The 15806-nt window shown below is 67.6% G+C and carries 14 protein-coding genes; 9 read left to right on the plus strand and 5 right to left on the minus strand.

What is annotated here, in order from left to right:
- Positions 1–30: 30 nt before the first annotated feature.
- A complete protein-coding gene (gene ehuB / locus O6P39_RS00075) occupies positions 31–885 on the minus strand; it encodes an ectoine/hydroxyectoine ABC transporter substrate-binding protein EhuB (RefSeq protein ID WP_275609464.1) in 855 nt (284 codons plus the stop codon).
- A gap of 384 nt (positions 886–1269) precedes the next feature.
- On the opposite strand from ehuB, the gene O6P39_RS00080 reads away from it, so the two are divergent.
- From O6P39_RS00080 to O6P39_RS00120, 9 genes are all read left to right on the plus strand, one after another.
- On the plus strand, positions 1270–2664 hold the full coding sequence (locus O6P39_RS00080; RefSeq protein ID WP_275609465.1) for a PLP-dependent aminotransferase family protein: 1395 nt from the start codon (positions 1270–1272) through the stop codon (positions 2662–2664).
- 305 nt (positions 2665–2969) lie between these two features.
- The gene (gene eutB, locus O6P39_RS00085; RefSeq protein WP_275609466.1) at positions 2970–3944 is read left to right on the plus strand and encodes a hydroxyectoine utilization dehydratase EutB; all 975 of its coding nucleotides are present in this window, start codon (positions 2970–2972) and stop codon (positions 3942–3944) included.
- On the plus strand, positions 3937–4929 hold the full coding sequence (locus O6P39_RS00090) for a cyclodeaminase (RefSeq protein WP_275609467.1): 993 nt from the start codon (positions 3937–3939) through the stop codon (positions 4927–4929). Before eutB ends, O6P39_RS00090 begins: the two co-directional genes overlap by 8 nt.
- 134 nt (positions 4930–5063) lie before the next feature.
- Positions 5064–6254: an ectoine hydrolase DoeA gene (gene doeA / locus O6P39_RS00095; protein WP_275609468.1), complete on the plus strand. Its 1191-nt coding sequence runs from the start codon at positions 5064–5066 to the stop codon at positions 6252–6254.
- A 3-nt stretch (positions 6255–6257) separates the two neighbouring features.
- A complete protein-coding gene (gene doeB / locus O6P39_RS00100) occupies positions 6258–7259 on the plus strand; it encodes a N(2)-acetyl-L-2,4-diaminobutanoate deacetylase DoeB (RefSeq protein WP_275609469.1) in 1002 nt (333 codons plus the stop codon).
- An 18-nt stretch (positions 7260–7277) separates the two neighbouring features.
- Positions 7278–7760 (plus strand): Lrp/AsnC family transcriptional regulator, encoded by a 483-nt coding sequence (locus O6P39_RS00105; RefSeq protein ID WP_275609470.1) that lies wholly within the window; start codon positions 7278–7280, stop codon positions 7758–7760.
- A 244-nt stretch (positions 7761–8004) separates the two neighbouring features.
- Positions 8005–8655 (plus strand): 7-cyano-7-deazaguanine/7-aminomethyl-7-deazaguanine transporter, encoded by a 651-nt coding sequence (locus O6P39_RS00110; protein ID WP_275609471.1) that lies wholly within the window; start codon positions 8005–8007, stop codon positions 8653–8655.
- Positions 8656–8790: 135 nt separating this feature from the next.
- Positions 8791–10248 carry an NAD-dependent succinate-semialdehyde dehydrogenase gene (locus tag O6P39_RS00115; RefSeq protein WP_275609472.1) on the plus strand — a complete coding sequence of 486 codons (1458 nt, stop codon included), beginning with the start codon at positions 8791–8793 and terminating at the stop codon, positions 10246–10248.
- 16 nt (positions 10249–10264) lie between these two features.
- Positions 10265–11644 carry an aspartate aminotransferase family protein gene (locus O6P39_RS00120; protein WP_275609473.1) on the plus strand — a complete coding sequence of 460 codons (1380 nt, stop codon included), beginning with the start codon at positions 10265–10267 and terminating at the stop codon, positions 11642–11644.
- 149 nt (positions 11645–11793) lie between these two features.
- On the opposite strand, the gene O6P39_RS00125 is transcribed toward O6P39_RS00120, so the two are convergent.
- From O6P39_RS00125 to fmt, 4 genes are read right to left on the minus strand one after another with little or no spacing between them, the layout of a single operon-like run.
- Positions 11794–12111 (minus strand): tetratricopeptide repeat protein, encoded by a 318-nt coding sequence (locus O6P39_RS00125; RefSeq protein ID WP_275609474.1) that lies wholly within the window; start codon positions 12109–12111, stop codon positions 11794–11796.
- Positions 12112–12125: 14 nt separating this feature from the next.
- Complete coding sequence (gene trkA, locus O6P39_RS00130; protein WP_275609475.1) at positions 12126–13499, minus strand: Trk system potassium transporter TrkA; 1374 nt, start codon at positions 13497–13499, stop codon at positions 12126–12128.
- A gap of 45 nt (positions 13500–13544) precedes the next feature.
- On the minus strand, positions 13545–14855 hold the full coding sequence (gene rsmB, locus O6P39_RS00135; protein WP_275609476.1) for a 16S rRNA (cytosine(967)-C(5))-methyltransferase RsmB: 1311 nt from the start codon (positions 14853–14855) through the stop codon (positions 13545–13547).
- Complete coding sequence (gene fmt, locus O6P39_RS00140) at positions 14852–15796, minus strand: methionyl-tRNA formyltransferase (protein ID WP_275609477.1); 945 nt, start codon at positions 15794–15796, stop codon at positions 14852–14854. The genes rsmB and fmt overlap by 4 nt, the downstream gene beginning before the upstream one ends.
- Positions 15797–15806: the final 10 nt, after the last annotated feature.

Consider the following 15806-nt stretch of genomic DNA (forward strand, 5'->3'; position numbering starts at 1 on the left):
CGCGCTAAGGCAGAGCCGCGCCCTGCCCGGTCACTGTTTGCAGAGCTCGGCGGCGGTCTTGTCGGTGACGTTGGACTTGTCGAAGCCGAACGGCTTGACCGTCGCCAGGTGCTCGGCGCTGCCCAGCCACTGCTTGAGCTGTGCGTTCACCGCGTCGCGCAGGTCCTTGTCGTCCGGGCGGAAGGCCAGGGCGCCGTAACCGATGTGCGACGGGTCATCCTTGAAGTCGGCGATGGCTTCTACCGAATCGCCGCCTTTCGCCGCGAGGCCCTTCATGGTCAGCGCGGTACCGACGCTGGCATCGGCGCGGCCGGCGCGCACGGCCTGCAACTGGGCGGTGGTGTCGGGCACCTGGACGATCTGCTCTTCCGCCACGCCCTCGGCCCGGGCGTAGCCCAGTTCAGCGGTGCCGGACATGATCGCCAGCTTCACGTCCGGGTTGTTCTTCACGTCGGCGTAGCTGTGCAGGTTCTTCGGGTTGCCCTTCTTCACCAGCAGCGAGTCGGGGATCTGGTAGTGCGGGTCGGTGAAGATCACCTGCTGGCAGCGCGGCGGGGTGATGTACATGCCGGCGGCGATCACATCGAAGCGACCGGCGCGCAGGCCGGGGATCAGCGCGCCCCATTCGGTGAGCACCGGCTCGATCTTCTTCACGCCCATCTTGGTGAAGATCTGCTTGGCGATTTCCGGGGATTCGCCGGTGACCTTGCCGGAGGTCTCGGTGTAGGCGAACGGCGCTTCGTTGGCGTAGCCGATGCGCACCGTGCCGGTGCTCTGGATGCGTTCGAGAGTGGTCTGGGCGTAGCTGCCGGCGCTGGCCAGCGCACAGGCGACGAGGGTACAGGCGAGGCTCAGGCGGTGCAGCAAAACAGGGGCGGTACTCATCTTCGGATCTCCTGATCGTCTTGCCGGCGCGTTCGGCGCGCGGCGCTGGATGGCAGGTAGCAATGTCGTACGACTATTGTTCTTGTTGGCAGGGCCCCTGCGGGGCCTTCCGAAGTTCACTCGCCAGGCGAGGTGATGGGGCAACGACGCCAGACTAAGCCCGGCCGTCTTGCGGCTCTTACCGATCGACAAGCTCGCGGCGGGAAAAAGCCACCGTTGCGACGAACGCATCTGCTGGTTTTTTCTGCACGGGCCTGACAATGCGGTCCGATGTCCTGCACCCGAGCATACAAAGCGGGGGTGTGCGTCAACATTGCACTAGGACAATTGCCGCCGGTGTGCTGGTCGGTCACTCTGAGCGCCTGACCAGATGGAGCGCTCAAGATGGAAGCCTGGCGTCGCGCCCTGGCCGACCTGAGGGTCGGCGAATCCAAGTACAAGACCCTGGTTCAGGCCATTGCCGGCGATATCGAGCAGGGCCTGCTCAGCGACGGCCAGCGCCTGCCACCACAGCGCCAGGTCGCCGACGGCCTGGGGATCAGCGTGCAGACGGTGACCAACGCCTACAAGGAACTGGAGCGCCAGGGCCTGGTGCGCTGCGAGGTGGGGCGCGGCAGCTTCGTCTCGCGGCGGATGACCGAAGGCATGGCGCACTACATGGTCGACCACCCCGAGCGCGCCCTGGTGGACTTCTCCATCGCCAGCATCGTGCATACCCGCGAGCACGACCGCCTGTGGCAGGAAACCTGCCGCACGCTGGCGCAGGAAACCGACCAGCCGTGGATGCGCGCCTGCCGCCCGGTGGCTGGCTTCGACGCCCACCGCGACGCCGGCGTGCAATGGCTGGCGCAGCAGGGCCTGCAGCGCGAGCGCGACGACGTGTTGATCACCAACGGCGCCGCCCACGGCATCTTCCTCGCGCTGGCTTCCCTCGCCGGGCCGGACGACGTGGTGCTCTGCGAACAGCTCACCGACCACGGTGTGATCGGCAACTCCCAGGTGCTGGGCTTTACCCTGAAGGGCGTGGAGATCGACCGCGAAGGCATCGACCCGGAACACTTCGAGGATCTTTGCGCCAACGAACGCATCACCGCGCTGGTGTGCACGCCGAACCTGAACAACCCCACATCGAGCCTGATGCCCGACTCGCGCCGCCGCGAGATCGCCGCCATCGCCCAGCGCTACGGCGTGCACGTGATCGAGGACGACGTCTACGGCCCGCTACTTGGCGATCGCCGCCCGCCCCCGCTCAGCCACTACCTGCCGGACCTGTCCTTCTACTGCACCAGCTTCACCAAGAGCGTGCTGACCGGCTTGCGCATCGGCTATCTCGCCATGCCCCGGCGGCTGGCGCTGCGCACCGAAAGCATCCTGCGGGTGAATAGCTGGATGGCCACGCCATTGCTGGCCGAGGTGGCCTCGCGGTGGATTCACAACGGCAACGCCCAGGCGCTGATCGCGCTGCAACGCCGTGTGCTGGAGAAGCGCCAGGGATGGGTGCAGGAGTGGTTGGGCGACGCTCTGCTGGGCCGCGATCCGCACTCCCTCAGTGCCTGGATCGGCATTCCCGAGCACTGGGAGCTGGATAGCCTGGTGCGCGAGCTGCGCCATCGGCATATCGCCGTCACACCACCCGATCCCTTCATGGTGCGCGGTACGCCAAGACCGCGTGCGATACGCCTGTGCATGGGTGCGGAGTGCAGCGACGAGCGCATGGTTTCTGCATTGGAAGACATGCGCGAACTGTTCGGGCAGTACCCGAAGATTCACGATTTCTAACGCTGAACAGGTGGCTCTTTTGTAGGAGCGAGCTTGCTCGCGAAGCGGACTCCCCGTCGGCTCTGACGCTGGGCGGGTTCGCGAGCAAGCTCGCTCCTACCTGAAACATTCCGCGCGGGCCTCAGCCCTTTCCCCGCCCGCTTCCTGCGGCGGATAACGCTGGCGCGTTATGCGCCCTACGAAAGCTCTCGGCTCTTGCGCTCCGACATGCGGAAATCACCGCTGGCGACTACATCGTCCTAGTACATTCATCGCGACAATTTCCCGCCCCTACACTCGGCCCAACTGCATACCCGGAGGTCGAGATGGAGCCGATTCACCTCGTCGAGCTGTACCGCGCACGCCAGCGCATCCAGGGCCTGGTGCGGCAGACGCCGCTGGAGCATTCACCCAGCCTGTCGCGCCTGCTCGGCGTGCCGGTGTACCTCAAGCTCGAATCGCAGCAGATCACCGGCAGCTTCAAGCTGCGCGGCGCCAGCAACGCGATCGCCCAGCTCAGCGATGAGCAGAAAGCCAAGGGCGTGGTCGCCGCGTCCACCGGTAATCACGGCCGGGCGCTGGCCCATGCCGCCCGCATGCTCGGCGTGCCCGCCACCGTCTGCCTGTCGCAGCTGGTGCCGGCGAACAAGGTCCAGGCGATCCGCGAACTCGGCGCCGAGGTGCGTATCGTCGGCCACAGCCAGGACGACGCCCAGGCCGAAGCCGAACGTATCGCCCGCGAGCAGGGCGCGACGCTGCTGCCGCCCTTCGATCACCCGCAGATCATCGCCGGCCAGGGCACCCTTGGCCTGGAAATCCTCGAACAACTGCCGGACGTCCGCCAGGTCCTGGTCCCGCTCTCCGGCGGTGGCCTGTTCGGTGGCGTAGCGCTGGCACTCAAACACCTCGACCCGAATATCCGCCTGCATGGCATCAGCATGCGGCGCGGCGCCGCCATGGCCGCCAGCCTTGCCGCCGGCCACCCGGTGGAAGTGGAAGAACTGCCGACCCTGGCCGACTCCCTTGGCGGCGGCATCGGCCTGGACAACCGCTACACCTTCGCCCTGGCCCGCGACTACTGCGACCAGTTGCACCTGCTCGACGAAGACTCCATCGCCGCGGGTATCCGTCACGCCTACCGCGAGGAGCGGCAGGTGGTGGAAGGCGCCGCCGCGGTCGGCATCGCCGCGCTGCTGGACGGCCTGATCGCCCCGGTCGGGCCGGTGGTGGTGATCGTCAGCGGCCGCAACATCGCCATCGAACAACACCAACGCATCCTCGAGGAATCCATCCATGGCTGACGTCACCCTGCTCAGCGAAGCCGACCTGCGCGCCTGCGTGGCGCTCGACCACGAAAGCCTCGACGCCGTCGAACACGCGTTCCGCCTGCTCGCCACCGCGCCGGTGGCGATGCCGCCGATCCTTCGCCTGGACGTGCCCGAGCACAACGGGGAAGTGGACGTGAAGACCGCCTACCTGCCCGGCCTGCCGCGCTTCGCCATCAAGGTCAGCCCCGGTTTCTTCGACAACCCCAGGCTCGGCCTGCCCAGCCTCAACGGCATGATGATGCTGCTCTCCTCGAAAACCGGGCTGCTCGATGCGCTGCTGCTGGACAACGGCTACCTCACCGCCGTGCGCACCGCCTGCGCCGGCGCGGTGGCGGCCAAGTGGCTGTCCCGCGAGGACTCGCGCCAGGTCGCGCTGATCGGCGCCGGCGAACAGGCGCGGCTGCAGCTCAAGGCGCTGTGCCTGGTGCGTCCCGTCGAAGGCGCCAGCGTCTGGGCGCGGGACATCGCCAAGGCTCGGCAATGCGCGGAAGAACTGAGCACCAGCCTGGGCATTCCGGTCACCGCCTGCGCCAGCGTCGACGAAGCGCTGGAAGGCGCCGACATCGCCATCACCACCACGCCCAGCCGCGAGCCGCTGATCCAGAAAAAACACCTGCGCCCCGGCCTGCACATCACCGCCATGGGCTCCGACGCCGAGCACAAGAACGAGGTCGCCGCAGACGCGCTGGCGGCGGTGGACTGCTACGTCGCCGACCGACTCAGCCAGACCCTGGTGCTGGGCGAACTGCACCATGCGGTGGAGGCCGGCAACGTTAGTCTCGATGCCGATTTCGCCGAACTGGGCCAGGTCATCGCCGGGCAGCGCGCAGGCCGCCGTCGCGCCGAGGACATCACCCTCTGCGACCTCACCGGCACCGGCGCCCAGGACACCGCCATCGCCGGCCTGGCCTTCCAGCGGGCGCAGCGGATGGGCAAGGGATTCAAGTTCCACAGCTGAGCACTGACTTGTGGGAGCGAGCTTGCTCGCGAACGGATTCACCGGCCGCGCCAACGCTGGGCGGGTTCGCGAGCAAGAACTAGGCGTCCCCCTCGCTCCTACACAAAACCTGACACCCGAAAGAGGATTTCCGCATGTCCGAAATCGTCGTCAACCTCCCCTTCAGCCGGGAGGAATATGCCCAGCGGATCGCCAAGGTCCGCGCCAGCATGCTTGAGCGCGGCATCGAGCTGCTGCTGGTCACTGACCCGTCGAACATGGCCTGGCTCACCGGCTACGACGGCTGGTCCTTCTACGTGCACCAGTGCGTGCTGCTGGCGCAGGACGGCGAGCCGGTCTGGTTCGGCCGTGGCCAGGACGCCAACGGCGCGCGGCGCACCGTGTTCATGCAGGCGGACAACATCGTCGGCTACCCCGACCACTACGTGCAGTCCACCGAGCGCCACCCGATGGACTACCTGTCCCGCGAGGTCATCGCCGCGCGCGGCTGGGCGAACAAGACCCTCGGCGTGGAGATGGACAACTACTACTTCAGCGCCGCCGCCTTCCGCTCGCTGCAGGCCAACCTGCCGAACGCCAGGTTCGTCGACGCCACCGCCCTGGTGAACTGGCAGCGCGCGGTGAAGTCCCCGCGCGAGATCGAGTACATGCGCGTCGCCGCGCGCATCGTCGAGAAGATGCACGCCCACATCGTCGAACGCATCGAGCCGGGCATGCGCAAGAACGAGCTGGTCGCCGAGATCTACAGCACCGGCATCCTCGGCGCCGACGGCCACGGCGGCGACTACCCCGCCATCGTCCCGCTGCTGCCCACCGGCGCGGACGCCAGCGCGCCGCACCTGACCTGGGACGACACGCCCTTCGAGCGCGGCGCCGGCACCTTCTTCGAGATCGCCGGCTGCTACAGGCGCTACCACTGCCCGCTGTCGCGCACCGTGTTCCTCGGCAAGCCGCCGCAGCATTTCCTCGACGCGGAAAAAGCCGTGGTCGAAGGCATCGCCGCCGGCCTGGACGCGGCCAAGCCGGGCAACACCACCGGCGACATCGCCCGCGCCTTCTTCGGCGTGCTGGAGAAGTTCGGCATCCACAAGGACAGCCGCTGCGGCTACCCCATCGGTATCAGCTACCCACCGGACTGGGGCGAACGCACCATGAGCCTGCGCCCGAGCGACAACAGCGTGCTCGAACCGGGCATGACCTTCCACTTCATGCCCGGCCTATGGATGGACGACTGGGGCCTGGAGATCACCGAGAGCATCCTCATCACCGAGCGCGGCGTGGAGACCTTCTGCGACTACCCGCGCCAGTTGTTCGTCAAGGAGTGAGCAATGACTCAGCTTCGTGAGAATCCCATCTCCGCCAGCGTCGACTTCCAGCGCGATGGCGTGCAGCACGGCCACCTCAAGCTGCCCTACTCGCGGGACGATTCGGCCTGGGGCGCGGTGATGATCCCCATCTGCGTGGTGAAGAACGGCGACGGCCCCACCGCGCTGCTTACCGGCGGCAACCACGGCGACGAGTACGAAGGCCCGGTGGCGCTCAGCCGCCTGGCCCAGGAGCTGCGCGCCGAGCACGTGCGCGGCCGGGTGATCATCGTGCCGTTCATGAACACCCCGGCATTCCTCGCCGGCAAGCGCACCTCGCCCATCGACGCCGGCAACCTCAACCGCAGCTTCCCCGGCCGCCCGGACGGCACGGTGACGCAGAAGATCGCCGACTACTTCCAGCGCACCCTGCTGCCGCTGGCGGATGTGGTGCTGGATATCCACTCCGGCGGGCGGACGCTGGACTTCCTGCCCTTCGCCGCCTGCCACGTGCTGCCGGACAAGGCCCAGCAGGAAGCCAGCGAGGCACTCATGCGTGCCTTCGCCGCGCCCTATGCCATGCGCATGCTGGAGCTGGACGCCGTGGGTATGTACGACAGCGCCGCCGAGGAACAGGGCAAGCTGTTCGTCACCACCGAACTGGGCGGCGGAGGTAGCAGCACGGCCCGCACTGTGGCCATTGCCCGTCGCGGCGTGCGCAACGTGCTGGTGCAGGCCGGCATCCTGCGCGGCAAGGTCGAGCCGGCGAAATCGGTGATGCTCGACATGCCCGACGGCGACTGCTTCGTCGCCAGCGAACATGGTGGGCTGCTGGAGATGTGTCGTGACCTGGGCGACCGGGTCGAGCGCGGCGAGGTGCTGGCGCGGGTGCACGACGTGCTGCGTACCGGAGCAGCCCCGGTGGAGTACTGCGCCAAGCGCAGCGGCGTCCTTGCCGCACGGCATTTCCCCGGGCTGGTGCAGATCGGCGATACCCTTGCGGTGGTCGCCGAAGTGCTCGACTGAGCCGTTGGGGAGGCAGCCATGATCAAGCTCGACCGCTACGACCTGAAAATCCTGCGTATCCTCGCCAGCGACGGACGCATCACCAAGTCGAGCCTGGCCGAGGCGATCAACCTCTCGGTCAGCCCGGCCTGGGAGCGCGTGCGCAAGCTGGAGGAAGCCGGGCTGATCAAGGGCTACCGCGCGCAGATCGATTGGTCGGCGCTGTTCAAACAGCAGCAGGTGCTGGTGGAAATCACCCTGGCGCGGCACACCGCGCAGGACATGAAGCGCTTCGAGCAGCGCCTGCAACAGGCGCCGGAGGTCGGTTTCTGCTACGCCACCGGCGGCGGAGTGGACTACATCGCGATGATCCAGGCGCGCGACATCGACCATTACCAACGCTTCATCGACCAGCTGCTGCTGGAGGACGTGGGGATCGAGCGGTATTTCACCTACATCGTCACCAAGGTGATCAAGACGCAGGAGGCGGCGATTCCCGCCGAAGCACTGGAAGGCGCCTGACGCTTTTCGTAGGAGCGAGCTTGCTCGCGAACAAATTCCCGACGACGCTGGCGTGAGGCGGTTCGCGAGCAAGGGCTAGGCGCCCCCCTCGGTCCTACAGGTTTGCCCGGCGGCATATCTCGGTATTGAACAAATTTTGCGCAATAAAACCTGACTTCCGGGTCCGGATCGTATACACTGCGCGCCGCTCGGCATGGTGCCGGGCATGGGTTCCCTCACCCCATCGACGAAAAAGGCCCGAAGCATGTCGGCATCCCTTCCGGCGGCAAGGCGCGGCGCACTCGCCGGCCTGGTCGCGTTCCACATCCTGATCATCATCGCCAGCAACTACCTGGTGCAGCTGCCAATGACCCTCTTTGGCTGGCACACCACCTGGGGCGCGTTCAGCTTCCCGTTCATCTTCCTGGCCACCGACCTCACCGTCCGCCTGCTCGGCAAGCGCCCGGCGCGGCTGGTCATCGCGCGGGTGATGATCCCGGCGCTGCTGGCTTCCTACGTCATCTCGGTGATCTTCCAGGAAGGCGCCTTCAGAGGCCTCGCTTCCCTGGGCGAATTCAACACCTTCGTCGCGCGGATTTCCCTGGCCAGCTTCCTGGCCTACGTGTTCGGCCAGGTCCTCGACATCCAGGTCTTCGACCGCCTGCGTCGGATGCGCCAGTGGTGGATCGCCCCGGTGGTCTCGACCCTGTTCGGCAACCTGCTGGACACCTTCACCTTCTTCTCCATCGCCTTCTGGCACAGCGACAACCCCTTCATGGCTGAGCACTGGGTGGAGATCGCCTGGGTCGACTACGGCGTGAAGCTGGCGGTCATGCTGATGCTCTTCGTGCCGCTCTACGGCATGCTGCTCAGCGCCATTACCCGCAATCTGCGGCGCCAACCCGCGGCCATCTGAGCCCACCCGAAAAAGCCCAACAGCGGCGGCAGAACTGCAAAAAGATTTGCCGCCGCCGTCCCCCGCTTAGGAAAAAACCGTGCGCCCGCGGCCCCTAGGATGGTTCCCATGCCATCCGCATGAGGAGCCGCCGCCATGTCCTACGCCCATCCCCTGCTGTTCAAGTCGCTCTGCTACGTGAACGGCCATTGGCTGCACAGCGCCAGCGGCGCCAGCATCGCCGTCGACAACCCCGCCACCCGCGAAGCCATCGGCCATGTGCCGCTGCTCGACCGCGAGCAGATCGTCGGTGCCGTCGATGCGGCCGCCGCCGCCTTTCCCGCCTGGCGTGCACGCAGCCTGGATGACCGTGGCGCGCTGCTGCGCCGCTGGGCCGAGCTGATCCGCCAGCACCGCGACGACCTCGCGCAGATCCTCAGCCTGGAACAGGGCAAGCCACTGGCCGAATCCCTCGGTGAGATAGACTACGCCGCCAGCTTCATCCCCTGGTTCGCTGAGGAAGCGCGCCGCCTGAACGGCCGCAACATCCCCAGCCACATTCCCGGCGCGCACCTGGGCACGGTGGTCGAACCTGTTGGCGTCGCCGCGCTGCTGACGCCGTGGAACTTCCCCAGCGCGATGATCACCCGTAAGGCCGCCGCCGCGCTCGCCGCCGGCTGCACCGTGGTGGTCAAGCCGGCCCACGAGACGCCCTACTCCGCCTTCGCCCTGGCGCAACTGGCCGAAGAGGCCGGCTTCCCCGCCGGTGTGTTCAACGTCGTGCTCGGCGAGCCGCAGATGGCCATGGAAACCCTGGTCGGCGACAGCCGCGTGCGTGCCGTGAGCTTCACCGGCTCGACCCGCGTAGGGAAGCTCGTGCTGCAAGCGGCCGCCCAGGATGTGAAGAAGGTCGCCCTGGAACTAGGCGGCAACGCGCCCTTCATCGTGCTGCCCGACGCCGATCTGGAGCAGGCGGTGAAGTTCGCCATCGACGCCAAGTTCCAGACCTCCGGGCAGGACTGCTGCGCGGCCAACCGCATCCTGGTCGCCCGCGAACTCTACGAACCCTTCCTGCAGCGCTTCGCCCGCGCCGTGCGTGAACTGCGCGTCGGCCCGGCCAGCGACTCGCGCAGCCAGATCGGCCCGCTGATGCACCAGGGCGCCTTCGAGGTCACCTGCGAGCGCGTGCAGGACGCCATCGCCCGGGGCGCGCGCCTGCTCGCCGGCGGTGAACCCCATGCGCTGGGCGGCTGGTTCCACCAACCGACGGTGCTGGCCGACGTCACCCCGCAGATGCGCATCTGGCGCGAGGAGAACTTCGCACCGATTGCCGGCGTGAGCGCGTATGACGACCTGGACGAAGCCGTCCGGCAGGCCAACGACACCGAGTACGGCCTGGCTGCCTACCTTTGTGGGCAACGCCTGGATCACATCTGGCCGCTGATGCGGCGCCTGGAGTTCGCCATGGTGGCGGTCAACGGCGCCAAGTTCACCGGACATCCCATTCCCTTCGGCGGCATGAAGGCTTCGGGCCTGGGCCGCGAGGGCGGCAGCGAGGGCTTCGAACCCTTCGTCGAAACCAAGTACTTCGCCTTGCACCACGGCGCCATCTGACCGGGAGAACACCGCCATGACCGAATACGCCAAGCTCTTCGAAGACGACCGCGCACACTTCATGCACCCCTCGACCCACGCTCACGATCACGCCAGCGGCGCGCTGCCGGGGCGGATCATCACCGGCGCCAGCGGCGTGCGCATCCGTGACCATCAGGGCCGCGAACTGCTCGATGCCTTCGCCGGCCTGTATTGCGTGAACATCGGCTACGGCCGCACCGAAGTCGCCGACGCGATCCATGCCCAGGCCACGCAGCTGGCCTACTACCACACCTATGTGGGGCACTCTTCCGAGGCGATCATCGAGCTGTCCGCGCGGATCATCCGCGACTGGGCGCCGGCGGGCATGAAGAAGGTCTACTACGGCCTCTCCGGCTCCGACGCCAATGAAACCCAGGTCAAGCTGGTGCGCTACTACAACAACGTGCTGGGCCGGCCGCAGAAGAAAAAGATCATCTCCCGCCAGCGCGGTTACCACGGCTCGGGCATCGTCACCGGCAGCCTCACGGGGCTGGCGAGCTTCCACCAGCACTTCGACCTGCCGGTGGAAGGCGTCAAGCACACGCTCTGCCCGCACTTCTACAAGGCGCCGGCCGGCATGGACGAGGCGACCTTCGTCCGCCACTGCGCCCAGGAGCTGGAAAACCTGATCCTCGCCGAAGGCCCGGACACCGTGGCCGCGTTCATCGGTGAGCCGGTGATGGGCACTGGCGGCATCATCGTTCCGCCCAAGGGCTATTGGGAGGCGATCCAGGCAGTGCTGGCCAAATACGACGTGCTGCTGATCGCCGATGAAGTGGTCTGCGCCTTCGGCCGCGTAGGCGACAAGATGGGCAGCCAGCGCTATGGCATGCGTCCGGATCTGATCACCACGGCCAAGGGCCTGACCAGCGCCTACGCGCCGCTCTCGGCGGTGATCGTCGGCGAGAAGGTGTGGGACGTGATCGACAGCGCATCGACCCGCGAAGGCGCCATGGGCCACGGCTGGACCTACTCCGGCCACCCGATCTGCGCGGCGGCGGCATTGGCCAACCTGAACATCCTCGAGCGGGAGAACATCACCGCCAACGCCGCGGAGGTCGGCGGCTACCTCAACCAGCAGCTGCGCCAGACCTTCGAGGGCCATCCGCTGGTGGGCGAGGTGCGCGGCGACGGCATGCTGGCGGCGCTGGAGTTCATGGCCGACCGCGAGGCGCGCACGCCGTTCGACCCGGCGCTGAAGGTCGGTCCGAAGGTTTCGGCGGCGTGCCTGGAGCGCGGCATGATCGCGCGCGCCATGCCCCACGGCGACATCCTCGGTTTCGCCCCGCCGCTGGTGCTGACCCGAGCCGAGGCGGACGAGATCGTCGGCATCGCCAAGGCGGCAGTGGATGCGGTGGCCGCCGAAGTTCTTTAACGCGCGGCCTGCTTTTCTGTAGGAGCGAGCTTGCTCGCGAACACCTCGCACCAGCTCCGGTGTCATGCGGTTCGCGAGCAAGGGCTAGGCGCCCCCCTCGGTCCTACAAGTAATCTCGTCCTTCGAGGCAGGCGGATGAAAAAGGGCGCTTACGCGCCCTTTGTCTTGTCCAGCTTGCGCAGGAACACCGTCATCTCCTTCTCCGCCTGCTTGTCGCCGTGGGCCTGGGCGGCGGCCAGGCCGTCGGTCCAGGCGGCGCGGGCGCCTTCGAGGTCACCCTCGGCCTGCAGCGCCTTGCCCAGCAGCTTCCAGGCGGCGGAGTACTTCGGGTCCTGTTCCACGCAGCGGCGCAGGTGCTCGGCGGCTTTCGCCGCGTCGCCGGCATCCAGGTAGCCCTTGCCCAGGCCGAAGCGCAGCAGCGGGTTGTCCACGCCCTTGGCGAGCATCTTTTCCAGGCCTTCGAGCATGTCGGGGCTCCTTCTCAGAAGAACGTCAGACCGGCCTGGAACAGCCGCTCGACGTCACGGATGCGCTTCTTGTCCACCACGAAGAGGATCACGTGGTCACCGGTTTCGATCACTGTTTCGCCGTGGGCGATCAGCACGTCGTCGTCGCGGATCACCGCGCCGATGGTGGTGCCCGGCGGCAGGTGCACGTCACTGATCTTGCGGCCGATCACCTTGCTCGACTTGGCGTCGCCGTGGGCGACCACCTCGATGGCCTCGGCGGCGCCCCGGCGCAGCGAGTGCACGCTCTCGATGTCGCCGCGGCGCACGTGGGTCAGCAGGGTACCGATGGTGGCCAGCTGCGGGCTGATGGCGATGTCGATGTCGCCGCTCTGCACCAGGTCCACGTAGGCGGGGTTGTTGATCAGCGTCATCACCTTGCGCGCGCCCAGGCGCTTGGCCAACAGCGAGGACATGATGTTCGCCTCGTCGTCGTTGGTCAGGGCGAGGAACAGGTCGGTGTCGCCGATGTTCTCTTCCAGCAGCAGGTCGCGGTCGGAGGCGCTGCCCTGGAGCACGATGGTGCTGTCCAGGTGGTCGGACAGGTGCCGGCAGCGCGCCGGGTTCATCTCGATGATCTTCACCTGGTAGCGGCTTTCGATGGCCTCGGCCAGGCGCTCGCCGATGTTGCCGCCGCCGGCGATGATGATCCGCTTGTAGCTGTCTTCCAGGCGGCGCATCTCGCCCATCACCGCGCGGATGTGGGCCTTGGCGGCGATGAAGAACACCTCGTCGTCGGCCTCGATCACCGTGTCGCCCTGGGGAATGATCGGCCGGTTGCGCCGGTAGATCGCCGCCACGCGGGTATCGGCGTTGGGCATGTGCTCGCGCAGCTGGCGCAGCTCCTGCCCCACCAGCGGGCCGCCGTAGTAGGCGCGGATGCCCACCAGCTGCGCCTTGCCCTCGGCGAAGTCGATCACCTGCAGGGCGCCGGGGTATTCCACCAGGCGCTTGATGTAGTTGGTCACCACCTGCTCGGGACTGATCAGCACGTCCACCGGGATCGCTTCGTTGTCGAACAGCCCGGCGCGGGTCAGGTAGGCCGCCTCGCGCACACGGGCGATGCGCGTCGGCGTGTTGAACAGGGTGTAGGCGACCTGGCAGGCCACCATGTTCACCTCGTCGCTGTTGGTCACCGCCACCAGCATGTCGGCGTCGTCGGCGCCAGCCTGGCGCAGCACGGTGGGGAACGAGGCCTTGCCCTGGACGGTGCGGATGTCGAGGCGGTCGTTGAGGTCGCGTAGGCGTTCGCCGTCGGTGTCGACCACGGTGATGTCGTTGGCTTCGCTGGCCAGATGCTCGGCCAGAGTGCCGCCGACCTGGCCGGCGCCGAGGATGATGATCTTCATGGAGCGGGGTGCTTTCCGTTTCGATCCGTTGGGAGTCGGCGCCTGTTACTTCGCCGAAATCTTGATCAGCTTGGCATAGTAGAAGCCGTCATGCCCCTTCTCCTGGGGGAACAACTGGCGGCCATGGGGCTGCTTGATGCCCCAGGGGCCAGGCAGGTCCAGCTCGCGGGCACCGGGGGTGCGACCAAGGAACGCGGCGATCTGCTCGCTGTTTTCCCGGGGCATCACCGAGCAGGTCGCGTAGACCAGCACGCCACCGACTTCGAGGGTCGCCCACAGCGCATCGAGCAGTTCGCCCTGCAGTTGCGCCAGTGCTTCTATGTCGTCGGCGGTGCGGGTCAGCTTGATGTCCGGATGGCGGCGGATCACCCCGGTGGCGGAACAGGGAGCGTCCAGCAGGATGCGCTGGAAGGATTTGCCGTCCCACCACGTGGCGGTGTCGCGGGCGTCGGCGGCGATCAACTGGGCATCCAGCTGCAGTCGCGCGAGGTTCTCGCGTACGCGCACCAGGCGGCTCTCTTCCAGGTCCACGGCGACCACGCCGGCCAGCGCGGGCTCGGCTTCCATCAGGTGGCAGGTCTTGCCGCCGGGGGCGCAACAGGCATCCAGCACGCGCTGGTTGGGCGCCAGCTCCAGCAGGTCGGCGGCCAGTTGTGCGGCTTCGTCCTGCACGCTGACGCGGCCTTCGGCGAAGCCCGGCAGCTCGCGCACATCGCACGGCTGAACGAGATTGATGCCGTCGCGACTGAACTCGCAGGCCACGGCTTCGAAGCCGACGCGGTTGAGCTCTTCCAGATAGGCATCGCGGCTGCCGTGGCGGCGATTCACCCGCAGGGTCATCGGCGGGTGGGCGTTGTTGGCGGCGCAGATGGCTTCGAACTGCTCGGGCCAGGATTTCTTCAGGGCTTTCTGCAGCCAGCGCGGATGCGCCAGGCGCGCCGCCGGGTCCTTGTCGACCTCGGCCAGCAGGGTTTCGCTCTCGCGCTGGGCGCGGCGCAGCACTGCGTTGAGCAGGCCCTTGGCCCAGGGCTTCTTCAGCTTGTCCGCGCAGCCGACGGTCTCGCCGATGGCCGCGTGCGGCGGAATGCGGGTGTAGAGCAACTGGTACAGGCCGACCAGCAGCAGCGCCTCGACATCGCGGTCGCCGGCCTTGAACGGCTTCTGCAACAGGCGCGCGGCGAGGGTGGACAGGCGCGGCTGCCAGCGGGCGGCGCCGAAGGCCAGCTCCTGCACCAGGCCGCGATCGCGCGGTTCGACGTTTTCCAGCTGGGTCGGCAGCGAGCTGCCCAGCGAGGCGCGGCCGGCGAGTACGGCGGCCAGGGCGCGGGCCGCCGCCAGACGGGGATTGGTGCTCATGCGCCCAGCACCTGGCCGGCGGCGAATTGCTCGCGGCGGCTGTTGAACAGGTCGGCTAAGGCCAGCGGCTTGCCGCCGGGCAGTTGCAGGCGGGTCAGCAGCAATGCGCCTTCACCACAGGCGACCAGCAGGCCGTCGCGGCTGGCGTCGAGGATCTTGCCCGGCTCGCCCTTGCCCTGCGCGGGCTTGGCGCCGAGCACTTTCAGCGCGGCATCGCCCAGGGTGGTGTGGCACACCGGCCAGGGGGTGAAGGCGCGGATGCGGCGCTCCAGTTCGTCGGCCGGGCGCGACCAGTCGATGCGCGCCTCTTCCTTGTTCAGCTTGTGTGCATAGGTGGCCAGGGTGTCGTCCTGCACTTCGCCCTCGAGCGTGCCGGCGGCGAGACCGGCAATGGCCTCGACCACGGCTTTCGGGCCGAGCTCGGCCAGACGGTCATGCAGGCTGCCGCCAGTATCCTCGGCGGAAATCGGCGTGCTGACCTTGAGCAGCATCGGCCCGGTGTCCAGGCCGGCTTCCATCTGCATCACGGTGACACCGCTTTCGGAATCGCCCGCTTCTACCGCGCGCTGGATCGGCGCGGCGCCGCGCCAGCGCGGCAGCAGGGAGGCGTGGCTGTTGATGCAGCCCAGGCGCGGGATGTCCAGCACCACCTGCGGCAGGATCAGCCCGTAGGCCACCACCACCATCAGGTCCGGCTTGAGCGCCGCGAGTTCGGCCTGGGCGGCCGGGTCGCGCAGGGTCGGCGGCTGCAGCACGGTCAGGCCGTTCTCCAGGGCGAGCTGCTTGACCGGGCTGGGCATCAGCTTCTGGCCGCGGCCGGCCGGACGGTCCGGCTGGGTGTAGACGGCGACGATCTCGTGCGGCGTATCGAGCAGGGCCTTGAGGTGCTCGGCGGCGAATTCCGGGGTGCCGGCGAAGACGATGCGCAGTGCTTGGCTCATATCGGGCTCT

The sequence above is a fragment of the Pseudomonas sp. PSE14 genome, from assembly GCF_029203285.1.
GTDB lineage: Bacteria > Pseudomonadota > Gammaproteobacteria > Pseudomonadales > Pseudomonadaceae > Pseudomonas.